The sequence below is a fragment of the Mesorhizobium sp. M1163 genome, from assembly GCF_040318415.1.
GTDB lineage: Bacteria > Pseudomonadota > Alphaproteobacteria > Rhizobiales > Rhizobiaceae > Mesorhizobium.
Map to the genome: position 1 here is coordinate 101,150 of NZ_JAMYMF010000004.1, position 25,221 is coordinate 126,370.

Annotated in this window: 25 protein-coding genes; 20 read left to right on the plus strand and 5 right to left on the minus strand. The window is 62.4% G+C overall.

The window, feature by feature from the left end:
• The 4 genes from NKH43_RS05630 to NKH43_RS05645 are packed head-to-tail and all read left to right on the plus strand — an operon-like array spanning window position 1 to window position 4,127.
• Window positions 1–297: a sarcosine oxidase subunit delta gene (locus tag NKH43_RS05630; protein ID WP_023719025.1), complete on the plus strand. Its 297-nt coding sequence runs from the start codon at window positions 1–3 to the stop codon at window positions 295–297.
• Complete coding sequence (locus NKH43_RS05635; protein ID WP_352856942.1) at window positions 294–3,278, plus strand: sarcosine oxidase subunit alpha; 2,985 nt, start codon at window positions 294–296, stop codon at window positions 3,276–3,278. The genes NKH43_RS05630 and NKH43_RS05635 overlap by 4 nt, the downstream gene beginning before the upstream one ends.
• On the plus strand, window positions 3,271–3,849 hold the full coding sequence (locus tag NKH43_RS05640) for a sarcosine oxidase subunit gamma (RefSeq protein ID WP_023719027.1): 579 nt from the start codon (window positions 3,271–3,273) through the stop codon (window positions 3,847–3,849). Before NKH43_RS05635 ends, NKH43_RS05640 begins: the two co-directional genes overlap by 8 nt.
• A 53-nt stretch (window positions 3,850–3,902) precedes the next feature.
• Window positions 3,903–4,127, plus strand: a complete 225-nt coding sequence (locus NKH43_RS05645) for a hypothetical protein (RefSeq protein WP_023719028.1) — start codon at window positions 3,903–3,905, stop codon at window positions 4,125–4,127.
• 100 nt (window positions 4,128–4,227) lie between these two features.
• On the opposite strand, the gene NKH43_RS05650 is transcribed toward NKH43_RS05645, so the two are convergent.
• Both NKH43_RS05650 and NKH43_RS05655 read right to left on the minus strand, forming a co-directional pair.
• A complete protein-coding gene (locus NKH43_RS05650) occupies window positions 4,228–4,467 on the minus strand; it encodes a DUF680 domain-containing protein (protein WP_352484636.1) in 240 nt (79 codons plus the stop codon).
• A gap of 191 nt (window positions 4,468–4,658) precedes the next feature.
• A complete protein-coding gene (locus NKH43_RS05655) occupies window positions 4,659–5,300 on the minus strand; it encodes a TetR/AcrR family transcriptional regulator (protein ID WP_352590534.1) in 642 nt (213 codons plus the stop codon).
• 193 nt (window positions 5,301–5,493) lie between these two features.
• Here NKH43_RS05655 and NKH43_RS05660 point away from each other — a divergent pair, with 193 nt between their 5' ends.
• Window positions 5,494–6,195 carry a hypothetical protein gene (locus tag NKH43_RS05660; protein ID WP_156948069.1) on the plus strand — a complete coding sequence of 234 codons (702 nt, stop codon included), beginning with the start codon at window positions 5,494–5,496 and terminating at the stop codon, window positions 6,193–6,195.
• A gap of 27 nt (window positions 6,196–6,222) precedes the next feature.
• On the opposite strand, the gene NKH43_RS05665 is transcribed toward NKH43_RS05660, so the two are convergent.
• Window positions 6,223–6,717, minus strand: a complete 495-nt coding sequence (locus NKH43_RS05665; protein WP_031194015.1) for a MaoC family dehydratase — start codon at window positions 6,715–6,717, stop codon at window positions 6,223–6,225.
• Window positions 6,718–6,756: 39 nt separating this feature from the next.
• Window positions 6,757–7,572 (minus strand): SDR family oxidoreductase, encoded by an 816-nt coding sequence (locus NKH43_RS05670; protein WP_023719033.1) that lies wholly within the window; start codon window positions 7,570–7,572, stop codon window positions 6,757–6,759.
• Window positions 7,573–7,910: 338 nt separating this feature from the next.
• On the opposite strand from NKH43_RS05670, the gene NKH43_RS05675 reads away from it, so the two are divergent.
• Window positions 7,911–8,054, plus strand: a complete 144-nt coding sequence (locus NKH43_RS05675) for a hypothetical protein (protein ID WP_352484631.1) — start codon at window positions 7,911–7,913, stop codon at window positions 8,052–8,054.
• A 34-nt stretch (window positions 8,055–8,088) separates the two neighbouring features.
• On the opposite strand, the gene NKH43_RS05680 is transcribed toward NKH43_RS05675, so the two are convergent.
• Window positions 8,089–8,916, minus strand: a complete 828-nt coding sequence (locus tag NKH43_RS05680; protein WP_023719035.1) for a MurR/RpiR family transcriptional regulator — start codon at window positions 8,914–8,916, stop codon at window positions 8,089–8,091.
• 145 nt (window positions 8,917–9,061) lie between these two features.
• Between NKH43_RS05680 and NKH43_RS05685 the strand changes: the two genes are divergently transcribed.
• The 14 genes from NKH43_RS05685 to NKH43_RS05750 all read left to right on the plus strand — a co-directional run bounded on the left by NKH43_RS05685 (window position 9,062) and on the right by NKH43_RS05750 (window position 25,212).
• Complete coding sequence (locus NKH43_RS05685; protein ID WP_352484629.1) at window positions 9,062–9,886, plus strand: N-formylglutamate amidohydrolase; 825 nt, start codon at window positions 9,062–9,064, stop codon at window positions 9,884–9,886.
• 22 nt (window positions 9,887–9,908) lie between these two features.
• Window positions 9,909–11,477 carry an amino acid permease gene (locus tag NKH43_RS05690; RefSeq protein ID WP_352484627.1) on the plus strand — a complete coding sequence of 523 codons (1,569 nt, stop codon included), beginning with the start codon at window positions 9,909–9,911 and terminating at the stop codon, window positions 11,475–11,477.
• 84 nt (window positions 11,478–11,561) lie between these two features.
• A complete protein-coding gene (locus NKH43_RS05695) occupies window positions 11,562–12,932 on the plus strand; it encodes a glutamine synthetase family protein (RefSeq protein WP_352815552.1) in 1,371 nt (456 codons plus the stop codon).
• Between the two features lie 137 nt (window positions 12,933–13,069).
• Window positions 13,070–14,458: an aldehyde dehydrogenase family protein gene (locus tag NKH43_RS05700; RefSeq protein ID WP_352856945.1), complete on the plus strand. Its 1,389-nt coding sequence runs from the start codon at window positions 13,070–13,072 to the stop codon at window positions 14,456–14,458.
• Between the two features lie 42 nt (window positions 14,459–14,500).
• Window positions 14,501–14,992 carry a DUF2569 domain-containing protein gene (locus tag NKH43_RS05705; protein ID WP_352856946.1) on the plus strand — a complete coding sequence of 164 codons (492 nt, stop codon included), beginning with the start codon at window positions 14,501–14,503 and terminating at the stop codon, window positions 14,990–14,992.
• 38 nt (window positions 14,993–15,030) lie between these two features.
• Window positions 15,031–16,203, plus strand: coding sequence for an iron-containing alcohol dehydrogenase (locus tag NKH43_RS05710; protein WP_352856948.1), 1,173 nt, complete (start codon window positions 15,031–15,033; stop codon window positions 16,201–16,203).
• Window positions 16,204–16,443: 240 nt separating this feature from the next.
• Window positions 16,444–17,550, plus strand: a complete 1,107-nt coding sequence (locus NKH43_RS05715; protein WP_352856950.1) for an ABC transporter substrate-binding protein — start codon at window positions 16,444–16,446, stop codon at window positions 17,548–17,550.
• 64 nt (window positions 17,551–17,614) lie between these two features.
• Window positions 17,615–18,529, plus strand: coding sequence for an ABC transporter permease (locus tag NKH43_RS05720; protein WP_352845547.1), 915 nt, complete (start codon window positions 17,615–17,617; stop codon window positions 18,527–18,529).
• Window positions 18,526–19,317 (plus strand): ABC transporter permease, encoded by a 792-nt coding sequence (locus NKH43_RS05725; protein WP_352845548.1) that lies wholly within the window; start codon window positions 18,526–18,528, stop codon window positions 19,315–19,317. The genes NKH43_RS05720 and NKH43_RS05725 overlap by 4 nt, the downstream gene beginning before the upstream one ends.
• A 22-nt stretch (window positions 19,318–19,339) precedes the next feature.
• A complete protein-coding gene (locus NKH43_RS05730) occupies window positions 19,340–20,404 on the plus strand; it encodes an ABC transporter ATP-binding protein (protein WP_352856952.1) in 1,065 nt (354 codons plus the stop codon).
• Window positions 20,405–20,746: 342 nt separating this feature from the next.
• Entirely contained in the window at window positions 20,747–21,133 is a 387-nt protein-coding gene (locus tag NKH43_RS05735; protein WP_352856954.1) for a class I SAM-dependent methyltransferase, read from the plus strand.
• Window positions 21,123–22,403, plus strand: coding sequence for an NAD-dependent epimerase/dehydratase family protein (locus tag NKH43_RS05740; RefSeq protein ID WP_352856956.1), 1,281 nt, complete (start codon window positions 21,123–21,125; stop codon window positions 22,401–22,403). The genes NKH43_RS05735 and NKH43_RS05740 overlap by 11 nt, the downstream gene beginning before the upstream one ends.
• A 17-nt stretch (window positions 22,404–22,420) precedes the next feature.
• Window positions 22,421–23,593, plus strand: a complete 1,173-nt coding sequence (locus tag NKH43_RS05745; RefSeq protein WP_352856958.1) for a glycosyltransferase family 4 protein — start codon at window positions 22,421–22,423, stop codon at window positions 23,591–23,593.
• A 68-nt stretch (window positions 23,594–23,661) separates the two neighbouring features.
• The gene (locus NKH43_RS05750; RefSeq protein ID WP_352845555.1) at window positions 23,662–25,212 is read left to right on the plus strand and encodes a cation:proton antiporter; all 1,551 of its coding nucleotides are present in this window, start codon (window positions 23,662–23,664) and stop codon (window positions 25,210–25,212) included.
• Window positions 25,213–25,221 lie beyond the last annotated feature (9 nt).

Sequence of the window (25,221 nt, forward strand, 5' to 3'; positions counted from 1 at the left end):
ATGCTTCTCATCCGCTGCCCCTATTGCGAGGAAGAGCGTCCCGAGCTCGAATTCCGCAACGCCGGTGAGGCGCATATTGCGCGTTCCCCAAACATCGCCGGCGAGAGCGACGACGACTTCGAAAAGTTCTTCTTCATCCGCTCCAATCCCAAGGGGATCATCTATGAGCGGTGGCGGCACATGCATGGCTGCGCGCGGTTCTTCAACGCCGTGCGCGACACCGTCAGCGACAGGTTCCTGATGACCTACAAGGCCGGCGAGCCAAAGCCGGCGAAGCTGCCGGGAGCCGCCAAATGAGCGCGACGTTCCGCATTGCCGGCGCCGGGCGGCTCAAGCAGGCAAAGATAGCTGGCTTCAGCTTCGACGGCCGCCCCTATACCGGCATCGAGGGCGACACGCTGGCCTCGGCGCTGCTTGCCAATGGCGTCCATCTCGTCGGCCGCTCGTTCAAATACCACCGGCCGCGCGGCTTCCTGTCGGCCGGCGCCGAAGAGCCGAACGCGCTGGTCGAGATCAAGCGCGACGCGGCACGCAAGACGCCGAACGTCCGCGCCACGGTACAGGAACTCTATGACGGGCTGACGGCACAGTCGCAGAACCGCTGGCCGTCGCTCGCCTTCGACATCGGTGCGGTCAGCAGCATCGCCTCGCCGATGCTTTCGGCCGGCTTCTACTACAAGACCTTCATGTGGCCGAAGGCTGCGTGGAAGAACCTCTACGAGCCTAAGATCCGGGCCGCGGCCGGTCTCGGCGTCGCCCCCGACCAGCCGGATCCCGACCATTATTCGGCGCGCTTCGCCCATTGCGAGGTGCTGGTGCTTGGCGGTGGTGCGGCGGGTATTGCCGCGGCATTGGCTGCCGCCGAAACCGGCGTGCGCGTCATCCTTGCCGACGAGCAGGCGGAATTCGGCGGCAGCCTTCGCTTCGAGAGCGGGGCGAAGATCGAAGGCCAGGACGGCTTTTCCTGGGCGCAATCCGCTCTCGCCAAGTTGAGCGCGATGGACAATGTCCGCGTACTGCCGCGCACCACGGCCTTCGGCTATTACGCGCAGAATTTCGTCGGACTGGTTGAGCGCGTCAGCGACCATCTGCAGAGCCCCGGCCGCGACCTGCCGCGCGAGCGGCTGTGGCAGGTTCGCGCCAAACGCGTGGTGTTGGCGACCGGCGCCATCGAGCGCCACATGGTGTTTGCCGACAACGACCGTCCCGGCGTCATGCTGGCGTCGGCGGCGCGCACCTATCTCAACCATTACGGCGTCGCGGTCGGCAGGAATATCGGCGTCTATACGGCGAACGATTCCGCCTATGCGGCGGCGATCGACCTGAAGAAGGCCGGCATCAACGTGGCGGCGATCGTCGATCTGCGCGACAATCCGACCGGGCCGGCGATCGACGAGGCGAGGGCGCTTGGCATCGAGGTTAATTTCGGTCGCGCGGTGATCCGCGCCGGCGGCAAGCTGCGGGTGTCGTCAATGACTGTGCAGCCGAAGAATGGCGGCGGCGAACGCACCATCCCGGTTGACGCGATTCTGATGTCGGCCGGCTGGACGCCATCGGTGCATCTGTTCTCGCAATCGCGCGGCAAGGTCGCCTTCAACGACGAGACCAAGCGCTTCGTGCCCGGAATTTATGCGCAGGACTGCGTATCGGTCGGCGCCTGCAACGGCACCGACGGGCTGTCGGCGACGATCGACGAGGCTTATGCAGCGGGCGCCAAGGACGCCGGCAGCAAGCCAGCCAAGGGAACCAAGCCGAAAGTCGATGCCAGCGAGAGCTGGTCGCGCGGCATGCTGGGTGCGGCGCCCGGCGCCGGGGCAGAAACGACGGTAAAGGCGTTCGTCGACTTCCAGAACGACGTCACCGCCAAGGACATCCGCCAGGCGGTGCATGAGGGCATGCGCTCGATCGAGCACGTCAAGCGCTTCACCACCAACGGCATGGCGACCGACCAGGGCAAGACCTCCAACATGCACGGCCTGGCGATTGCCGCCGAGACGTTGGGCAAGCCGATCCCGCAGGTCGGGCTGACGACGTTCCGTGCGCCCTATACGCCGGTGACGTTCGGCTCGATCGTCGGGCATGCGCGGGGTCCCCTGTTCGACCCGACCCGCAAGACGGCGATCCATCCCTGGGCAGAGCGTCAAGGCGCGATGTTCGAGGATGTCGGCCAGTGGAAGCGCGCCTGGTATTTCCCGAAGCCGGGCGAGGACATACATGCGGCCGTCGACCGCGAATGCGTCACGGTGCGCAAGACGGCCGGCCTGTTCGACGCCTCGACGCTGGGCAAGATCGAGGTGGTCGGGCCGGATGCGGCCAAATTCATGGAACTGCTCTACACCAATCCATGGGAGAAGCTCGAGCCCGGCCGCTGCCGCTACGGCATCATGCTGCGCGAGGACGGTCTCATATATGACGACGGTGTCGTTGGCAGGCTTGCACCCGACCGTTTCCATGTGACGACGACGACCGGCGGCGCGCCGCGCGTCATGAACCATATGGAGGACTATCTCCAGACCGAGTTCCCGCATCTCAACGTCTGGCTGACCTCGATCACCGAGCAGTGGGCGGTCATTGCCGTGCAGGGGCCGAAGTCTCGCGACATCATCGCACCGCTGGTCGAGGGCATCGACATGTCGGATGAGGCGCTGCCGCATATGTCGGTGCGCGAAGGCCGGATCTGCGGCGTACCGACCAGGCTGTTTCGCATGTCGTTCAGCGGCGAGCGCGGCTTCGAGGTCAATGTGCCGGCCGATTACGGCGAGGCGGTCTGGGAAGCGCTATGGGCCGAGGGCCAGAAGCATGGCGCCTGTGCCTACGGCACCGAGTCGATGCATGTGCTGCGCGCCGAAAAGGGCTACATCATCGTCGGCCAGGATACCGACGGCACAGTGACGCCGAACGACGCCGGGCTCGACTGGGCGGTCGGCAAGAAGAAGGCCGACTTCGTCGGCATTCGCGGCATGGCGCGGCCGGATCTGGTCGCCAAGGGCCGCAAGCAGCTTGTCGGCCTGAAGACCAGGGATCCCAAGGTGGTGCTGGAGGAGGGAGCGCAGATCGTCGCGGACCCGAAGCAGGCAATCCCGATGAAGATGATCGGCCATGTCACGTCGAGCTATTGGTCGCAAAATTGCGGCCGCTCGATCGCACTGGGGCTGGTCGCCGGCGGCCGCGATCGCATGGGCGAGACGCTCTATGTACCGATGCCGAACGGGGTGATTGAGGTGGAGGTCACCGGTATGGTGTTCTTCGACGAGAAGGGGGAGCGCCTCAATGGCTAAGGCCGCTGTGAAAACCGCCGTCGCCGGGCCGTCGGTCGAACGCCGTCCGGCTGTCGCCGGCCAGTCGCTTTCCGCCACCGGCGTCACACTTGTCGTGCTGCCGCCGGCCGAACGCATATCGCTGCGCGCGCCGGACGCCTCGATCGCGGCACTTTCGAAAGCACTTGGCATCGCCCTGCCGCTAAGGCCGAAAACCTCGGCGGCAAAGGCTGGACGGACCGCCTTGTGGCTCGGGCCGGACGAATGGCTGGTCATCGATGAAAGCGGCAAAGATCCACTCGCCGATTGCGCCAAGATTTCCGCGCTGCATTCGGCGGTCGGCATCTCGCACCGCAACGTCGCCGTATCGGTCACCGGACCGGCTGCCGCGACGACGATCAATGCCGGCTGCCCGCAGGATTTGTCGCTCGACGCCTTTCCGATCGGGGCGGCATCGCGCACCATTCTCGGCAAGGTCGAAATCGTGCTGTTGCGCACGGCGGCCGACGCGTTCCGCGTCGAATGCTGGCGTTCCTTCTCCGACTATGTCTTTACTTTTCTGTCGGAGGCAGCGCGCGACGCGGCAGCATAGCAATGTTCGCCGCGCCCAGCAGTTCTGCGACAGCGAGCCGAGGGAGAATGCAAATGCCGTCGAACTCCGCGCCGAAGTTGCCGGCCAAGACGCCGGCCGTGCGCTCTTTCGAACACGAGCAGCGCACTGAGGCGGATGTCGAAGAGGAACTCGAGGAAGGCCTCGAGGATACGTTTCCGGCCAGCGATCCGGTGTCGATCACCGGAACGGCCATTCCCGGCGCGCCGGCAAGACCCGGCAAGGCGAAGAGGGTGGCGGGACAGAAGCGTAAGAAGTGATCTGCACGGCGCGATAAAGCAGGGCTGAGGCCGGCAAGATAGGCGGCCGGAAATTGCTGCCGCCCTTTCGGTTCATCGCCGCATATTATCGCCGGTCGGCTCAGAAGCTGCTGGGCACGATCCACGGGTCGATGCCGATGCCGAGCCTCGGGCCCTTGCTGCCGGCCTTGTGGGTCTCGGTATCGGCATTTTCAAGCGATCCGGTCGGCGCGCAATCGAGCTTCACATCGGTCTTGGTGTCGATGCAGGCCGCTTCTTGCTTGCCTGTCTGATTGCTGCCGGCAATTGCGGCGCCAGAGAGCGCCAGCAGGGCGGCGAGCGTGAGAATTGCCTTCTTCATGATCGGTCTCCGGTTCCAGCTAGTGAATTCGTACATGTACGGTATTGCGTACAGATACGCCCAAGGCTGAGGGAGTTCAAGCAAAAATCGTACACGTACGGAGAAATTAGGCGCAGGAATTGCCGGACGCTCGGCACCGGAGCGCGGATCGTTCGGAGAAAGATTTTACAGATCGGGAGGAGCGCCGCTCCTCAGCAGTTGACCGGCGGGCCGAGGGGCGCAATCTCGTGCGCGGCGATCGCTTCGAGCATGATGTTGCCGATCCGTGTGATGAACGTCGTCTGGTCGCCGAACGGGTAGAACGGGAAGGTGATCAGCAGCGAGATGGCGCCGTGGCCGACCGCCCACAGCATGGTGGCGATGGCGCGCGGATCGCCCTTGAGCCTGCCGGCGGCAACGCAGGCCTCGACCCTCTCGATCAGCACTTTCATCGCCGGGTTGCCGCTCTGCATTTCGGCGAACGTCTTGCCGGCCGGCGGCCTGACTTTTTCGGTCATGAAGACGGTGCGGTATTCGTTGGGATTCTCGAGCCCGAAGGCGGCATATTCGACCAGCACCGCCTTGAGCGCCTCGATCGGGTCGTCGGCCGTATGATTTTCGATGTGCCTGGCCAGGGTCTCGAAGGCGTTTTCGGCCAACGCGAACAGGATGTCCTGCTTGTCGGCGAAATAGGAATAGACCGACATCGGCGCATAGCCGACGCGCTTGGCGAGCTTGCGGATGGTGAGGCCGTCATAGCCTTCTTCCTGGACAAGCTTGTGCGCGGCGTCGACAAGTTCGGAACGCAGTTCGGCCTTTTGTTTTTCGCGGCGCTCCTGGACGCTTAGCTGCAATTGTTCGACTGCCTTTAATAACTGATGGCTGGATGCAGCATATATACGCTGTACGACGTCGGGCAAGGGTGGCACGAAGCAGAAGCTTGACGTCACAAAACGATGTAACCCGGCAATAAAGCCGGCAACATCGGACTGTTACAGACAAACGCTAATTCGCGGCTCTGCAAGAATTGTGATCTGGGAGGCCAACATGGCCCTGACTGAGCTTTCGTCCGGCGTGCCGGACGTGAACCCGCTTTCCCATCGCGCCAGGATGGCGCTCAGGCGCGTCGTCATGGTCGCATGGCTGGCGATCGCGCTCGGCTTCGCCATGGAGGCTCTCATTCTGACCGTCAGATTTGCGGCAGGTTCCTACCCGGCGACGACGCTGATCCTGATCGAACTGGCGCAAGGCGTGACCTGGTCGTTCTTCGTCTGCGCCGGCGTCAGCCTCGGCACGGCGCTCGCCAAAGTGCGAGCCTCGCTCGGCGGCCTGATCGCCGCGATCTCGGCACCGCTGGCCATGGGCATCGCCAAGGGGACGCAAAAGGTCATGGTCAGCGCGCTCGACGCGGCGGCAAAGCCGGCCATCCTGTCGCTCACGACGCTGGGCGTCCTGCGGGCGATCGAATACGGGCTGCTCGGCTGGATACTGGCGTCGCTGGCATCGAAGGAAGAACCCCGACCGCTTCATTTCGCGCTGGCAGGCGCCCTGATAGGCGCGGTATTCGGTGGCGGCATCACGGTGCTGACGATTGAGACGGCCGCGGCGAACGACGCTGCTCTGGCACTGCCACAGGCTATCGCAACCGGCCTCAACGAGATCGTGTTCCCAATCGGTTGCTCATTGGTCGTCTACATTGCGCTGCAGGTGAGCCGCCACATGAAGTACGTCGCGGCCGAAGCCAAATAGATTTAGGTTCCCAGGCCCGGATGCCAGTCAAACCGCTTCCGGCTGGCGTTCGATCAGCGTCAGCGTCAGCCAGCGCGCGGTCAGCGCCGGTTTTTTCGAGCCCTCGATCTCGATCGTCACGTCGTGCGCAGTCTGCACCCAGCCCGACGGCCTGACCTTGACATCGGCCAGCACGAAGCGGGTGCGGATGCGCGAGCCGGTTTTCACCGGCGCCAGGAAGCGCAGCGAATCGAAGCCGTGATTGACGCCCATCTTGCTGTTTTCCAGCGGCGGCATGGTTTCGAAGGTCATTGCCGACAACAGCGAAAGCGACAGGAAGCCGTGCGCGATGGTGCCGCCGAACGGCGTCTCGCGCCTGGCGCGCTCCGGATCGCAATGGATGAACTGATGGTCGTCGGTGGCATCGGCGAACTGGTCGATCATGCGCTGCGTGACCACCCGCCATGGCGACACGCCGACTTCCTTGCCGACGTTGGCCAGAAGCACATCGAGACTGATCGGTTCCACGCTGATGTCCTCCATCTTCACCCCCGGCATTTCACTCGCCGGATGGCGTGCGTCTCATTCCTTGAACAATGTCAGCCCGTGTTGCACCGACTGCCCGCCATCGATCGGCAGGATGGCGCCGGTGACATAGCTGCCGGCACGGCTGCACAAATAGAGCGTTGCGCCGGCAATGTCATCCGGCGCGCCGATGCGGCCGATCGGAACGTGGTTGCCGACATGTCTTGCCTGGTCTTCGGTGCCGGTGGCGAAGGCCGTCATCCGGCTCTGGAAAGGGCCGGGCGCAAAGGCGTTGACGGTGATGCGTCGGGCGGCCAACTCGATCGCCAGGATGCGTGTCAGGTGGTGAACCGCAGCCTTCGAGGCCGAGTAGGAGTAAGCGTCTTCGGCCAAAGGCTGCGTGCCCATCACCGATCCGAGATTGATCACCCGGGCCGGGTCGGCCTCGCTGGCAGCAGCCTCGAGCAGAGGCAGCAATTCGCGCGTCACATAGAAGACCGCAGTGACGTTGACGCCGAACACCTTGGCCCAGGCATGATAGGGAAAGCTTTCCAGCGGCGCGCCCCAGGAGATGCCGGCATTGTTGACCAGGATATGCAGCCGTTCGGTCCGCGCCCTGACCTCGGCGACAAGCGCTGCAATGCCGGCCTCGCTGGAGACGTCGCCGGCGAAACCCTCGGCCCGGCCGGATGCCCCAAGCCCGTTCAGCTCGTCCGCTACCTTGGCGCAATCCTCGCCCTTGCGCGAGGCAATCATCACCGAGGCGCCGGCCCTGACCAGAGCGGTCGCCGCCATGCGGCCGATGCCGGTGGCGGCGCCGGTGACCAGCGCCGTCTTGCCGGCGACTGAGAACAGCTCGTCCAGATAGCTCATCGAATTCCTCCGCGCAGTTCACCGCTGTTTGATGGTGGGTCAATGAGCGGCTTCGCGTCGCCAAGGCTAGCCGAACTTCGATCACCCTTGCCACGGGTAAAGTAGCTGGAGTGGGGCGATGGCACGCCTTGCGGCTGAAATGGTTAAGCCCCAGCAGCAAGGTGGTCATTTGGCCGTGACATGGGTCGGATGAATGATGCAGCCGTCCCCCTAAGCGAGCACCTTGGCCAGCGGTTCATTTCGCGCGTGAAGCAACTCGTCATTACTCCTCCGCCCAAGCCGCAGGCAGATCTTGAGGACTTGGGACGGTAGCCGAGCGATAGGCAGGACTGACGTTCGTGATCGTGGGGGAGCTATGCCTTCCCGAGGGAGCTGTGGGTAAGAAACAACGCATCGTCCTGTTGGCAGCGGTCTTTGCGTCTGTCTTTGGCGTCTTTTTGCTGATCCTGATCCTGCAGATGGTCAGCCTTTTGGTTGACTAGACCCCAACGAAGACCGTTCGCCCGAAGGGCCGCTCTACCGTAGGCTTTCCAACTCGCGGATGCGTTTGGTGCCGTCGGCCTCGAGCTGCCTTGTGACGGCGCCGATCAGCGTTTCGACGACGACGAAAAGTGCGGCGGATGAGTCCCAGGCCGAAGGCACGGCGGTGCGCCCGGCGATGACGTGGCGGGCGAAGCGGGCGATCGGCGACAGCCACTGGTCGGTAAACAGCACGATCTGCACGCCACGCTGGTTGGCCGTCTCGGCGAAGCGGACAAGGCTGTCCTGGTAGCGCCTGATGTCGAAGATCACCAGCACGTCGCGTTTACCCATGTCGATCAGCCGGTCGCGCCAGACGCTTTCCTGCCCGCCGAGGTGAAAAACGTTGGGCTGGATGATGGCGAGGTGGGCGGCCATGTAGCGCGCCAGCGGGTCGGTGAAGCGGCCACCGATCAGGAATGTCTTGCCGCGCCGGTCGGCCAGCTTGGCGACGATGTCGGCAAGCTGCTTATCCGAAAGGTGCCGGAAGGTCTCGCGCATATTGTCGAGCGTCGCTTCCAGCATCGGCGACACGGCGCTGCTGCCCGGCGATGGCGGATTGAGCGTGCGCGAGGCCGGCGACTGCAATTGCGCCGCCAGTTCGTCCTGCAGCGCCGACTGGAATTCCGGATAGTTCTGGAAGCCGAGCCGGGCGACGAAACGCAGGATCGTCGGCGACGATACGCCGGCGGCAGCCGAGAATTCGGCGACCGTCTTCAGCCCGATCAGCGGATAGCTGGCGATCAGCGTTTGCGCTGCGCGCCGCTCGCCGGCCGGCATGGTGCCGATGCGGTCGGAGATCAGTTCGGCAATGCTGGAAACCATGTTTTTCCCCACCCTGGCCGGGCCGTTACCGCATTATCGAAATCGCGTTTGACAAAGCCGGCCAAACTGTATGAAATCATCCGTAGGGACGCAATGAGGCAAAATACGTAACATACGGTACAGCGCTCCCCGGGGACGGCAGACAATGGAGACAGCACGGCCCGCCAGCCTTGCATCGCCTGAAACCGTAAGGGTGACGAACCCCGGCGGATTGAGCCCTTTCGTGCTAACCTGCGACCACGCCTCCAATTTCCTGCCGCCGGAATTCGGAACGCTCGGACTTGCCGCCGAGGAGCTTTCCCGCCACATCGCCTGGGATCCCGGCGCCTTGCCGGTGGCGCGCCGCATGGCCGAGGCACTCGATGCGACGCTGGTCGAGACCTGCATTTCGCGGCTCGTCATCGACTGCAACCGCCCGCTCGATGCACCGGACCTGATAGTGACGGTCAGCGCCAGCGAAAAAACCGTGGTCCCGGCCAATCAGGGGCTTTCGGCCGATCAGCGGGAGGCGCGCATCGCGCTCGCTTGGCGGCCGTTCCACGACCGGATCGCGACGATCATCGACGAGCGCCTGGCGGCCGGACGGGAGACGCGGCTGGTCTCGGTCCATTCTTTCACCCCGGTCTACAAGGGCAGCAGCCGGCCCTGGCATATCGGCGTTATCCACGACGAGGACCGCCGGCTGGCGGCGCCGCTGATCGCGGCGCTGCAGCGGGTCGCCGGCGTCACCGTCGGCGTCAACGAACCCTATTCGCCGGCCGACCGCGTCTATTTCACGCTGGAACGCCATGCCCGCTCGCGCGGGCTGCCCTGCGCAATGATCGAAATCCGCAACGACGAGATCTCCGGCGCAGCCGGGCAGCGGAAATGGGCGGATCTGCTCACGGGTATTTTTCTCAATCTGGAGCCCGAAGCGGCCAAGGCCTCCAGACCAAGCGCAGTCGGAAAGTCAGTTCAATCGGCCAGCTAAGAAACCAAAAGGGGACTTCAAAATGGTAGCACCGGGTTACAGCGAAGGTGACAAGAAGGAGGACCTGAAAGTTCTCCACGGAATGGGCTATGCTCAGGAACTGTCGCGAAGCATGAGCCGCTTCTCGAATTTCGCGATCTCGTTCTCGATCATCTGCATCCTCTCAGGCGGCATCAATTCCTTCGCGCAGGCGACATCGTCCATCGGTGGCGCCGGCGCTGGTATCGGCTGGATCGTCGGGTGCATGGTTTCGGGATTTTTCGCGCTCGCCATGGCCCAGATCGCCTCGGCATTTCCGACCGCCGGCGGCCTCTATCACTGGGCATCCATTCTGGGGAACCGTTTCACTGGCTGGCTTACCGCATGGCTCAATTTGCTCGGCCTGATCACCGTGCTCGGCGCGATCAACATCGGAACGTCTTTGTTTTTCTACGGGACCTTCGGCGCAGGGCTTACCACCGACGGTGTTGCGTCTCCGGCTCAAGTCGTTGGTTTTGTTGCCATTATCACGGTCCTTCAGGCGCTGTTCAACCATTTCGGCATCAAGCTGACCGCCATGCTGACGGATGCGTCCGGCTTCCTGATTCTCGGAGCGACGGCGGTGCTGATCGTCGCCTGCCTGGTGTTTGCTCCAGCGATCGACATCACCCGGTTGTGGACGTTCACGAACTATTCGGGCGATGCGGGCGGCGGTGTTTTCCCGCAGTCCGATTCCATGACGTATCTCTTCCTGCTCTGCCTGCTGCTGCCGGTTTACACCATTACTGGCTATGATGCGTCGGCGCATACCTCGGAAGAAACGTTGAGGGCGGCGCACTCGGTTCCGCGGGCAATCGTTTCATCCGTGCTCTGGTCGTCGCTGATCGGCTGGGTGATGCTGTGCGCGATCGTGCTGGCAATTCCGGATATGGCGGCAGGCGCCAAGCAAGGGTGGGCCGTGTTCTTCGAAACCATGAACGCGATCTTGCCAGGATGGTTAAAGACACTGCTCTATCTGGCCATCCTGATCTCGCAGTTCCTCTGCGGCCTCGCTACGGTGACCTCGGCCTCGCGCATGCTGTTTGCCTTCTCTCGCGACGGCGGCATGCCGGTCGGTTCGGCCGGGCTCGCCAAAGTCAGCCCAACCTGGCGCACGCCGGTCAATGCCATCTGGACAGCTGCGATCCTCGAGATCATCTATGTCTTTCTTGCCCAGTTCATTTCGATCGGCGGCACCAACATCTACACCATCGTCGTCAATTCGACGCTGGTGTTCCTGTTCCTGTCCTTCACCATTCCGATCGCGCTCGGCATGATGGCTTTCGGAACGGCGAAATGGCCGAATCCCGGCCCATGGAATCTCGGTGCCGGCCTGTTCAAGCTGTTTTGCATCCTGTCGGTCATCGGCATGGCGATCATCTTCTACATCGCCATCCAGCCGCCGAACGACAAAGTGCTCTATATCACCCTGGGCTTCATTGTACTGACTGCGGTGCTTTGGTTCGGTTTCGAGAACCGCCGCTTCCAGGGTCCGCCCATCGGCGACCAGATCGCGAAGCGCCAGGCGGCGATCAAGGCAGCCGAGATAGCTGTCGGCGAAGCCGGCGCCTGACGCTCTCTCATGACCATGGCCGGCATCGCGCCGGCCATGGTTTCATTCCCTTTTCAAAACGACAAGCGCTGGAGTGCCGTAAGAATGGCCGGAAATTTCTCGTTCGATCAGTTGAAGCAAGCGGTTTCCAGCGGTGAGGTCGACACCGTGCTGGCCTGCATCGTCGACATGCAGGGGCGGCTTGTGGGAAAGCGGTTCCTGGCCCGGTACTTCGTCGATTCCGCGCATGACGAGACGCATGGTTGCAACTACCTGCTGGCCGCCGATATCGATATGGAACCGGTGCCCGGCTACAAGGCGGCGAGCTGGTCGAAGGGTTATGGCGATTTCGTCATGAAGCCGGACCTTGCGACGCTGCGGCGCATTCCGTGGCTGGAGAAGACGGCGCTGGTGATCTGCGACGTGCTCGACCACCACACCCATGACGACCTGGCGCATTCGCCGCGCGCCATGCTGAAGAAGCAGGTCAAGCGGCTGCAGGAGCGCGGCTATATCGGCTATTTCGCGTCCGAGCTCGAATTCTACCTGTTCAGCGAGACCTACGATTCCGCCCGCAGGAAGCACTGGCAGGGCCTCGAGACGGCATCGCCCTATATCGGCGACTACCAGATCGGCATCACCACCAAGGAAGAAGGCGTCATGCGCCGGCTGCGCAACGAAATGGAGGCGGCCGGCATTCCGATCGAGAATTCCAAGGGCGAGTGGGGTCCCGGCCAGGAAGAGATCAATGTTCGCTATGCTGAAGCGCTCGACATGGCCGACCGCCACGTCATCCTGAAGAACGGCGCCAAGGAAATCGCCGAGTCCGAAGGCAAGGCGATCTCGTTCATGGCCAAGTACAATTACGGGCTCGCCGGCAATTCCAGCCACATCCACAATTCGCTGTGGAGCGCCGACGGCAAGACGCCGTTGTTCTACGACAAAAATGCCGAGTGGACGCTGTCGACGCTCGGCCAGCAATGGGCAGCCGGCCAGCTCAAATATGCCAAGGAATTCACCTGGTTCCTGGCGCCCTACATCAACTCCTACAAGCGCTTCCAGGCCGGCACCTTTGCGCCGACCAAGATCATGTGGAGCGAGGACAACCGCACCGCCGGTTTCCGTCTTTGCGGCGAGGGCACCAAGGGCATCCGCATGGAATGCCGCATCGGCGGTGCCGATTTGAACCCCTATCTGGCTTTCGCCGCGCTGATCGCGGCCGGGCTTGCCGGCATCGATGAAAAGCTTGAACTGCAGAAGCCCTTCGTCGGCGACGCCTACCAGGCCTCGCAGTTGCCTGAAATTCCAAAGACATTGCGCGACGCTACCGCGACGCTGGTGGAATCGAAGATGCTGAGGCAGGCACTCGGCGACGATGTGCTGGAACACTACGTCCACACGGCACACTGGGAACAGTTCGAATACGACCGCCGGATTACGGACTGGGAACTGCACAGGGGGTTCGAGCGGTATTAAATGACCTGGCAATGTCGGCGCCGCCCGTCCCTCACCTTTACCCGCTCGCTGTGAAGAACGGGGCCAACGCCGGTGTTTCGTCCCTTCCAGAGCGGCGTGACCAACGAGAATTATTGTAGAATGCGAGGACCCAAGGCATGACCGAAACGGTCAAGATAAAATCCCCCATCGACGGTTCGATCTATGCCGAACGGCCTCTGGCCACGGACCAGGCGATCGGTGCCGCGGTCGAGCGCGCCAAGGCGGCGCAGGAGAAGTGGGCGCAGACGCCGGTCGTCGAGCGCGGCAAGTACATGCTTGCCATGCTGGAAGCGCTGGTCGCCATGAGCGACGAGATCGTGCCGGAGATCGCCTGGCAGATGGGCCGGCCGGTGCGCTATGGCGGTGAGTTCGGCGGCGTCAGGGAACGCGTCAGCTACATGGTCGAGATCGCCGAGGCGGCACTGAAGCCGGTCATGGCCTCCAACCCGAAGGACGGCTTTCGCCGCTATGTGAAGAAGGTGCCGCTCGGCGTGGTCATGGTGATCGCGCCGTGGAACTATCCCTATCTCACTGCCGTCAACACGATCGTGCCGGCGCTGATGGCGGGCAGCGCCGTCATCCTCAAGCACGCGGCACAGACATTGTTGGTCGGCGAACGGTTTCAGCAGGCGTTCGACAGAGCCGGCCTGCCCAAGGGCCTGTTCCAGAACCTCGTTCTGAACCATGCGCAGACCGAAAGGCTGCTCGGCTCCGGCAAGATCGACCATGTCAACTTTACCGGCTCGGTCGCCGGCGGCCGCGCCATCGAAAAGGCGGCGGCGGGCACCTTCATGACGCTCGGCCTCGAGCTTGGCGGCAAGGATCCGGCCTATGTGCTGCCGGACGCCAAGATGGACCATGCCGTTGCCAATCTGGTCGACGGCGCCTTCTTCAATTCCGGCCAGTGCTGCTGCGGCATCGAGCGCGTCTATGTCCACGAGAAGGTCTACGACGAATTCGTCGAAGGCTTCATCGCCGAGACCAGGAACTACGTCGTCGGCAATCCACTCGACCAGGCGACCACCATGGGGCCGATGGCGCAGGCGCGCTTCGCCGACCTGATCCGCGAGCAAAAGGCGGAGGCGCTACGCAAGGGCGCCAAGGCGCACATCGACACGAAGGTGGCTAACGACAGGCAAGGCTCGCCCTATCTGGCGCCGGAAGTGCTTACCCAGGTCGACCACCAGATGAGCGTGATGCGCGAGGAAAGCTTTGGCCCGATCGTCGGTATCATGAAGGTGCGCAACGATGAGGAGGCGATCGCGCTGATGAACGACAGCCCCTATGGGCTGACGGCCTCGATCTGGACGCGCGACACGGACCATGCGGCGGCGATCGGCGACCGCGTCGAGACCGGCACCGTGTTCATGAACCGCTGCGACTATCTCGATCCGGCGCTGGTCTGGACCGGCGTCAAGGACACCGGCAAGGGCGCGGCACTGTCGGCCATCGGCTACGACAATCTGACCAGGCCGAAATCATACCATCTGCGCGAGGTGATCTAAGGTGGCGATCGGCAAGCCAACGATCGCTGTTGAGAGGGAGTAATGGCGGATACGCAACAATCGGCGCTGCCGGATCGTGAAGGTCCCGAGGGTATCGGCGGCTGGCTTGTCCTGCCGATGCTCGGGTTGATGCTCACCCCGATACTAGGGTTGGTACAATTGCACAATACCGACTATCTCGGCATGTTACAGAACTGGCAGGCCTTCAGTTTGTCCCAAGGTGTGCTGATTGTTGCCGAATTGGTGATATCCGGCATACTAAACCTTACAGCCCCGGCCCTATTATTGTTCTTCATGTTCAAGCGCTGGCAGATATTCCCCGGCTGGTACATGATTTGGGCATTCGCGATGCCGATATATTCCGTTGTCGATTCATGGGCCGGGTATCTGGCTTTTCCCGACAGCTTTCCATCGCTGGACGATGCGTTCGATAAAGAAACGATGCGCGACATTTACCGTTCGGTCTGGGCCGCAGTCATCTGGATTCCGTACATGATGCGGTCAGACCGTGTGGCCAATACCTTTGTGAATTAACAACAGCCGAGAGCATGAAAGCAGTCAAGAAGGTCGAAATGACAAAACTCGTTTCCAAATGGAATTACCCGACGACCGTCCGCTTCGGCGCCGGACGCATCAAGGAACTGCCGGAGGTGCTGGCGGCGACCGGCATCAAGCGGCCGCTGTTCGTCACCGACCCGGGACTGGCCAAGCTGCCGGTGGTGGCCTCGACGCTGAAGATCCTCGACGACGCCAAGGTGCCGTATGGCGTGTTTTCCGAGGTCAAGCCGAACCCGGTCGATTCCAACCTGACCGCCGGCATCGCCGTGTTCAAGAAGGGCAAGCATGACGGCGTCATCGCCTTTGGCGGCGGCTCGGCACTCGACCTCGGCAAGCTGATCGCCTTCCAGGCCGGGCAGACGCGGCCGGTCTGGGATTTCGAGGATGTCGGCGACTGGTGGACGCGCGCCGATGCCGATGCGATCGCGCCGATCATCGCGGTGCCGACCACGGCCGGCACCGGCTCGGAGGTCGGCCGCGCCGGCGTCATCACCAATGAAGCGACCCACACAAAGAAGGTCATCTTCCATCCGAAACTTTTGCCTGCGATCGTCATTGCCGATCCGGAACTGTCGGTCGGCATGCCCGGTTTCATCACCGCCGGCACCGGTATGGATGCGCTCGCCCACTGCCTCGAAGCCTATTGCGCGCCGGGCTATCACCCGATGGCCGACGGCATCGCCGTGGAAGGCATCAGGCTGGTCTTCGAAAACCTGCCGAAAGCCTATGCCAACGGCAAGGATCTGGTCGCCCGCGCCAATATGATGAGCGCCGCTGCGATGGGCGCGGCCGCCTTCCAGAAAGGACTTGGCGCAATTCATTCGCTGTCGCATCCGATCGGCGCGCTTTACGACACCCACCACGGCATGACCAACGCCGTGTTCATGCCCTACGTGCTGGCCTTCAACCGCGAGGCGATCGAGCCGCGCATCGCCCGGCTCGCCGCCTATTGCGGCATCAAGGGCGGCTTCAACGGCTTTGCCAAGGCGGTCATCAAGCTGCGCAAGGAGCTCAAGGTGCCGCACGCGCTGCCCGGCCTGATCAAGGGGCTCGACATGGACAAGAAGCGCAAGGGCCTGATCGCCGACATGGCGGTGGTCGATCCGACCGCCGGCGGCAACCCGGTCAAGCTGACCAAGAAGGCGGCGCTGACGCTGCTGGAAAACGCCATCGCCGGCGCCGTCTGAGGCAACTTCCGTATTGCAAATCCACGTGGGAAAGAGGCGAAGAAAGGGGGAAAGATGAAAGGCAAGGCCGAAACTAGTTAGCCGGAAAAATAACGGCATAGCGGTTGCTACAGCCGGTTAAAAAGAGTTTACTTTTTCGTACTGCAGGGCATCGCTTTCACAAAGCTTTCATCTGGCTGTCACACGAAAACGATACCGCATCGCAGGCGTCCAACGGCGTCAGTTCAACGGAGAGAACACATGTTCAAATTCACGGGAAAACTGCTTTCCCTTTCGGCCGTCGCCCTGATGGCGACCTCTGCCATCTCGTCGGCCCAGTCCATGGATGAACTGGTCGCCGCAGCCAAGGCTGAAGGCCAGCTCACCACCATCGCACTGCCGCATGACTGGTGCGGCTACGGCGCGGTCATCGACGGCTTCAAGGCAAAATATCCGGGGATCACCATCAACGAACTCAACCCCGATGCCGGCTCCGGTGACGAGGTCGAGGCGATCAAGGCCAACAAGGACAACAAGGGCCCGCAGGCGCCCGACGTCATCGACGTCGGCCTGAGCTTCGGCCCGACCGCCAAGAAGGATGGCCTGATCCAGGCTTATAAAGTATCGACCTGGGACTCGATCCCGGACAGCGCCAAGGATGCCGACGGCTTCTGGACCGGCGACTATTATGGCGTGCTTTCGTTCCTGGTGAACAAGGACCTGGTCAAGGAAGCGCCGGCCGACTGGGCCGACTTGCTGAAGCCGGAATTCGCCAATACCGTGGCGCTCGCCGGTGACCCGCGCGCTTCGAACCAGGCCATCCAGGCCGTCTATGCCGCTGGCCTTTCCGGCGGTGCGGCTGCTGGCGAAGCTGCCGGCACGGCCGGTCTCGACTTCTTCAAGAAGCTCAACGCTGCCGGCAATTTCGTGCCGGTCATCGGCAAACCCGCGACGCTTGCCCAAGGCCAGACGCCAATCCTTGTGACCTGGGATTATAACGCCCTTGCCGGCCGCGATACGCTGAAGGGCAATCCGCCGGTCGACGTCGTCGTGCCGAAGACCGGCGTCGTCGCCGGCGTCTATGTTCAGGCGATCAGTGCCTACGCTCCGCACCCGAACGCTGCCAAGCTATGGCTGGAATATCTCTATTCCGACGAAGGCCAGATCGGCTGGCTGAAGGGCTATTGTCACCCGATCCGCTTCAACGACCTCGCCAAGAACGGCAAGCTCCCGGCTGACGTAATGGCCAAGCTGCCGCCGGCCGAGTCCTATGCAGCCGCGGTGTTCCCGACGCTCGACGAGCAGGGCAAGGCCAAGGAAGCCATCACCAAGAACTGGGATGCCGTCGTCGGCGCCAACGTCAAGTAAAACTTGAGACCAGCCGGGCGGCTTAGATCGCCGCCCGGCATACCTCCAGGACGGTAGCCGGCGCATGACCGATATCTCGTTGTCCGATCACGCTGTTGCCGGGAAGACCGCGCCTCCTGCCGACGCCCGCAGCATGAGGCTGCCGACGCAATGGCTTGGCGTTGCGCCTTTCTTCGTCTTCGCCATCATGTTCCTGATCCTGCCGACGCTCTATCTGATGCTGGGCGCATTCCGGAACGATGCCGGCGAATTCACTTTCGAAAACATTGCGGCCTTGGCGCAGCCGTCGATCGTTGCCGCCTATTGGATCTCAATCAAGGTCAGCCTTGCCTCGTCGCTGATCGGTGCTTTCGCGGGGCTTGCCATTGCCATCGCCATCGTGCGCGGCGGGCTACCGGAGTGGATACGCTCGGCGACACTGACCTTCTCCGGCGTGGCCTCCAATTTCGCCGGCGTGCCGCTGGCCTTCGCCTTTCTCGCGACGCTCGGCCGGCTTGGGCTCGCCACGGTGCTGCTCAACGTCTTGGTCGGCTTCAACATTTATGCCCATGGTTTCAACATCCTGTCGTTCTGGGGCCTGACGCTGACCTATGTCTATTTCCAGATCCCGCTGATGGTGGTGATCATCGTGCCGGCGATCGATGGGCTGAAGAAGGAATGGGGCGAAGCGGCGGCAACGCTTGGCGCGACCCAGGCGCAGTTCTGGCGCATGGTCGTCATTCCGGTGATCTGGCCAAGCTTCCTCGGCACCGTCATCCTCTTGTTCGCCAACGCCTTCGGTGCCATCGCCACCGCTTACGCTCTGACCGGCTCCTCGCTTAACATCGTCCCTATCCTGCTCTACGCGCAGATCCGCGGTGACGTGCTGCACAATGCCCATCTCGGCTACGCCATCGCCTTCGGCATGATCGTCATCACCGGGCTGGCCAATGTCTTCTACATCTGGTTCCGGACGCGCTCTGAGAGGTGGCTCAAATGAAGTCCGGCAGATTCTGGGCCTGGATCGTCTTCGCGCTGGGCGCGGCCTATTTCTTCATTCCGCTTATCGCGACCGTGGAATTCTCCATGCGCATGCGGCGCGGTGCGTATTCCTTCGATGCCTATCAGGTCGTGCTCGGCGATCCCCGCTTCCAAGCGACCTTCATCTATTCGGTGGTCGCTGCCATCTTCACCATCGTCCTTGGCGTGCTGGTGGTGGTGCCGGCGGCGTACTGGATTCGTCTGCGGCTGCCGCAACTCAGGCCAATCGTCGAGTTCATCACGCTGTTGCCGCTGGTCATCCCAGCCATCGTTATCGTCTTCGGCTACATCAGAATGTACGGGTCGAACTCGCCGCTGCCGTTCCTGGCCAGCGACACAGGAGCCAATGCCTTGCTGGTCATCGGTTATGCGACACTGGCGCTGCCCTATATGTATCGCGCGGTCGACACCGGCCTTCGCACCATCGACGTGCGGACACTGACCGAGGCGGCGCAGATCCTCGGCGCCGGCTGGGGCACGATCATCACCCGGGTCATCCTGCCCAACGTGCTGATCGCGGTGCTGTCGGGCGCCTTCCTGACCTTCGCCATCGTCATCGGTGAATTCACCATGGCCAGCCTGCTCAACCGGCCTGCCTTCGGACCCTATCTGCAGAACGTCGGCGCCAACCGCGCCTACGAGCCGGCGGCGCTTGCCATCATCGCCTTCGCCATCACCTGGGGCTGCATGTCGCTGATCCAGATCCTGTCGCGCTTCGCGCCGCGATCGGCGAACCGCCCAAACTGATCGAAAGCCGAAAGAAAAAGCCATGGCCGAGCCATTCCTCTCAATCCAGCATGTGCGAAAATCCTTCGGCCCCACCACCGTGGTGCAGGATTTCAACCTCGACGTCGAGCCGGGCGAATTCGTCTCTTTCCTCGGCCCGTCGGGCTGCGGCAAGACGACGGTGCTGCGCATGGTCGCCGGCTTCGAGGAACCGAGCGCCGGCAAGATCGTCGTGGCCGGCAAGGACATCACCCGGCTGAAGCCCAATCAGCGCAACGTCGGCATGGTGTTCCAGGCCTATGCACTGTTTCCGAACCTCACCGTGGCTCAGAATATCGGCTTCGGGCTGAAGGTCGCCGGCATGCCAAAAGCCGATGCCGACAGGCGCGTGGCCGAAATGCTCGATATCATCAAGCTGCCGCAGATGGGCGATCGCTATCCCTATCAGCTCTCCGGTGGCCAGCAGCAGCGCATCGCGCTGGCGAGGGCCATCGCGCCGAAGCCGAAGCTCCTGCTGCTCGACGAGCCGTTGTCGGCGCTCGATGCCAAGGTGCGCGTGTCGCTGCGTGAGGAAATCCGCTCGATCCAGAAGAAGCTCGGCATCACCACCATCTTCGTCACCCACGACCAGGAAGAGGCGCTGTCGATCTCCGACCGCATCGCTGTGATGTATGGCGGCAAGGCCGAGCAAGTCGGCACGCCGTTCGAGATCTACAACCGGCCGGCAACCAAATTCGTCGCCAATTTCGTCGGCACGCTGAACGTCCTGGAAGGCACGGTCACCGACGCGGCTTCGGGCAAGGTGCGCGTCAACTCGCAAGAGGTCTCGCTCACGGGCAAGCTCAACGGCTCGAAGTCCGGGGACACGCTGTCACTGGCGTTGCGGCCCGAAGCGATCTCGCTCGGCCGCCACCCCGGCCGCGACTCCAGCCTTTCGGGCGAAATCGCCGAGGTGCATTTCCTCGGTTCGGTGATCCGGGTGCGCGTCGGCATCGGCGGCAGCACGGTCTCGCTAGACACATTCAACAGCCCGGCAACGCCGCCGCCTGCCGTCGGCGAAAAGGCCGAGATTTCGTTCTCGTCCGGCGACATGCTTGTGCTGCATTGAGGCAGTTCTGGAAAAACTGTTCCACATTTTCCTGGGATCGCCTTCAGGCGATCCGCCAATAGACAGGCGGATTTGCCTCGGCGCGAGCAAAAGAACCGGATCTGCTCAGACCCAAGCTTGGTAGCGTGACAATTGTCGATCGGACGAATATACGGAGGTCGCGACGGTGTGATTTCCTGTGCTCCAGATTTAGTCAGGGAATGTTGCAATCGCGGTCAATCTCATGCGTCAAAAGAGACAAGCAGACCGCCAAGGGAAACCCGCTGGGGAGTGAAGATTGATCCTTGAATTGGAATTGTCTGCAGCCGGTTTTGTGACCTGCAGTTTGGGACATTTTGGCTGATGGGCTCCAGCAATTTCCTGGACTCTGAAGACGCTGTGCGCAGGTTGCCTGGTCATCCGGAACAGGCCGACTTGGCGCGCGCAGCGTATTTCCATCAACTGAAATCGATGCCGGCGCGCCGCTATCATGGAAGTGCCGAGTTGCGCCGCAATTTGCCGAAGCAGCTTGGGCGAGCCTTTGATCTCGGGGTGGGCAATGGAACCCTGTCTCTTGCGTCGGCGGCCGATGGATGGCAGGTCACGGCGGTTGAGCCGGACCCTAGCGCGTTGACCGGAACTGATGCGATTCGGGCGCCCGCCAGAAACACCGATACGCGCATTGATGTCGTCGAAGCCGGTCACCTGGTATCGTTCATTTGTGAAAAGGAAGATCGTGATGTCGGCTAAAGGGGTCGAAGAAGCGCGGCCGATAACAGTCACTGATACCGCGGCTGACATCTACTCGGACAGTCAGTACCTTGCCAACAATCCTGACTGGCATCTGGCCGATACAGCCTGGAAGGCGCGCGAGATCGCAAACATCCTGGAGCGCAACAATGTTGTCTGGCGCGACGCCGTCGAGGTCGGCTGCGGCAGCCGCGGCATCGTCGGCAAATTGGCCGCGCAATATCCGGGCAGACCTATTCATGGATACGATATTTCCGAAGACGCAGCAAAACTCTGGCCGCTGCAAAAGGCGTCTGGCGCGATCTTCCACCACGAGGATTTTCTGGCGACCAAGTCAGTGCATGACCTTGTCATGCTGATCGACGTCTTCGAACATGTCGAAGACTATATGGGCTTTTTGCGGGCACTGCGCCCGCACGGCCGCTATCACGTTTTTCATATTCCTTTGGACCTTCACGTCCAGGGACTGGTTCGGCGAGCTTACATGCACGCACGTCAGAAGGCGGGGCATCTCCATTATTTCACGCGCGAGACCGCGCTTGCGACGCTTGAGGACACGGGTTACACGGTGGTCGATTGGCACTTTACCGACGTGGCGGGCGAAGCCAACGTGGTCGGCACCGAAATCGTCCTCGATGCTGCTGAAAAGGCTGGTGTCGGAACGGTCGTGCTGGCGTCCAGCGGCGCGGTGTACGACTGGGTCGATGCCCCGCTCGACGAGGATGCGACCAGGACCTGGCCTTGCGACAACTATGCTCTGTCCAAGCTGACCAATGAAAGCCAGCTTCGTTTCTGGGCCGACAGGACCGGCGGGAGGGGGCGTGTGGCGCGCATCTTCAACACCATCGGCCATGACGACCCCAATGCGCATCTCATTCCCGATATTCTCAACCAGCTCTACAATGCCAAGGGCCAGGCCAGGATCGCATTGGGCAATCTGAAACCGCGGCGCGACTACATCCATGCGGAGGATACCGCTGCCGGGGTGGCGGCTTTGGCCGGCGACACTGGTGAGGCGAGTTTCGATGTCATGAATATCGGTTCCGGCAGGGACGCATCGGTGGAGGAGCTTGTTCGCCTGATCGGAGCGGCGATGAAGGTCGATATCGAGATCGTCGAGGACAAGGCGCGCTTACGCAGGGTCGACCGCGCAACGCAACTGGCCAAGGTGGACAAGATCGGAAATCGAGTTGGCTGGTCCGCCAAGATCGAACTTCCAGCCGCCGTGGCCGATATCGTGCGCGGGTTTCCTTTCAAAAAGGCAGGCTGAGGCATCGAGGGGCGAAGATGATTACCGCGGGCTTCACGCTCATCGGCCGAGGCAACTGGTCAGGTGGGGAGACCTACCTGCGCAACATGCTCGGCGTTATTTCCAGCGAATTGGCCGGGAAGTTGCAGGCCAAGCTGTTCTTAACTCCGGCGCAGGCAGAAAAGATCGGCACATCGATGGATGCTTTCCTGGCCGCGCCGCCGATCGTCGATGCGAAGGTTGCTGATTTTGGCCGCGGTCGCAACGCCATCCGGGCGCTGGCCAGCGGCAGCGACGCCGATGCGGCACGGATACTAAGCCGCGAAGGCGTCGACGTGGTGTTCGAGCCGGCGCAGTTCTACGGCAACCGTTTTCCGATTTCTGTCGTATCGTGGATTCCTGACTTCCAGCACCGACACTTGCCACACCTGTTCTCGCGCTCCATGTGGTGGCGTCGCGATTTGGGATACCGTCTGCAGACGTCCGGCAAACGCATCATCCTGTTGTCGAGCGATGACGCCAGGCGGGACTGCGAGACGTATTATCCCGCAGCACGCGGCAAGACGGCGGTCGTTCGGTTTGCAATCGATCTTGATCCGGCCCCGCATATAGCAAGGCAGGCGGAGGTGATCGCACGGTATGAACTGCCGCAGCGTTATTTCTACCTACCGAACCAGTTCTGGTCGCACAAGAACCATGGGCTTGTGATCAAAGCATTGGCGCACATATCGGCAAATGGCGGGCTTGATAAGGTTGCCCCCGTGATCTTGACCGGGCGAACCGAAGACCCGCGCAATCCCCGACATTTCGACCAGTTGCTGGCTAGCGCCAGGGAGGCCGGCGTGTCGGGTCATTTCCGTCATCTGGGCCTTGTGCCTTACGAGGATGTGTTCGGCCTCAACGCTGCTTCCGATGCTCTCATCAATCCTTCGCTGTTCGAGGGCTGGTCAACCACGGTCGAGGAAGCCAAGGCGCTCGGCACACGGATGCTCCTCTCGGATATCAGCCTTCATCGGGAGCAGGCGCCAAACGCGACGTTCTTTCCGGTCGACGATGCCGTGGCGTTAGCGTCCGCCATGGTCACCATGTCTCAGGGACCGGCGCGAACGCATGAAAAGGCCGAAAAGCTGCGTGCCGATCATGCCGCGCGTCGCCAGATGTATGCGGACGCGCTTCTTGGAGCATTCCAGCGCGCCGCCGCAGTTCGCTGACCGCCCTCAGTCATGATCGAACCGTCCAGGCCCCTGCCGTCGGTCGCTTTTCACGGTTATAACTGGGCATGGCGCTTTTTGAACTGACCCTTGTTCTTCTCCTGGCCGCGGTCGCCCTGACGGCGTTGTCACGGCGTCTGCAGATTCCCTATCCTTCGTTGCTGGCGCTGGCCGGCGCCGGCATAGCCTTCCTGCCGTTTGCACCGACCATCGAGATCGACCCGGAGCTGGCGCTCGCTCTGTTCATCGCGCCGGTGCTGCTCGACGCGGCCTATGACACGTCGCTGCGCGATCTCAACCGCTACAAGGTTTCGCTCATCCTGCTGGCGCTCGGCGCCGTCATCTTTACCACCGTGACCGTGGCATTTGTCGGTTGGACGATGGCAGGCCTGCCCATTGCCGCGGCCATAGCACTTGGGGCGATCGTGGCGCCGCCCGATGCCGTCGCAGCCGCGGCCGTGCTCGGACAGTTCAAGGTGCCGCACCGCATCACCGCCATCCTGGAAGGCGAGAGCCTGCTCAACGACGCCACGGCGCTGTTGATCTACAGGATGTCGGTTTCCGCAGCCGCCGGCTCCATCCTGTTGAGCAGTGCCGTACCAATGATCCTGCTGTCGACGGTCGGCAGCCTTGCCGCAGGCTATGTGCTCGGCCGGTTGTCTCTCGCGATACTCGGCCGCATCGACGACCCGGCGAGCGGCACCGTGGTGCAATTCGCCTCAACGTTCGGCGTCTGGATCCTGGCCGACAGGATAGGGCTTTCCGCCATCATCACGATCGTCGTCTATGCCATGACGATCGCACGTACGTCGCCGCGCCGCATGCCGGCAAGGAATCGTGTCAGTTCCTACTCGGTCTGGGAGACGGCGGTGTTCGTGCTCAATGTCTTGGCCTTCGTTCTGATGGGACTTCAGGCACGGTTGATCGTCGGCCGCCTTGCTGAGCAGGGGCAGGTCGAAGCATTCATCTTCGCCGCAGCCGTGCTGGCTGTCGTCATCGTCTCGCGGCTGGTCTGGGTGCTGGGCTGTGGCGCGATCCTCAGAAGGCTGGCACGTCTGGGCGATGAGGACAGGCGGAGAGACGCTCCGACATTTCGCGGCGGCGTGCTCATCGGCTGGTGCGGCATGCGCGGCCTGGTGACGCTTGCGGCAGCCTTCGCCTTGCCGGCCGATTTTCCCGGCCGCGACCCGATCGTGCTCGCCGCTTTCACTGTCGTGCTCGGCACGCTGGTGCTGCAAGGCGTCAGCCTGAAGCCGTTGCTGCTTCTGCTCAATTTCGACCCCGACCAGACCGTCGACCGGGAGGTCGCGCAGGCGCGCGTCGCCATCATGCAGGCGGCGCTGGACGTGCTGAGCGGCAAGACATCGAGTGCGGCAGGGGCGGTGCGAGAGCAATATGCGGCGCAGCGCGCCATCGCCGAAAACCCGGAGGATGCCCAGGCCGCGACCGAGTATGACAGATTGCGTCTTTATGCCATCAAGAGCCAGCGCGATGCGCTGGAGCGTTTGCGCATCGACGGAACGATCGGCGACGAAGCCTACCACCGCCTTGAGGAAGAAATCGACTGGTCGGAACTGGCAGCATCCCCGCCCGGTCGGTTCCAGCCGCTGACCACTTAGCATCTGGCC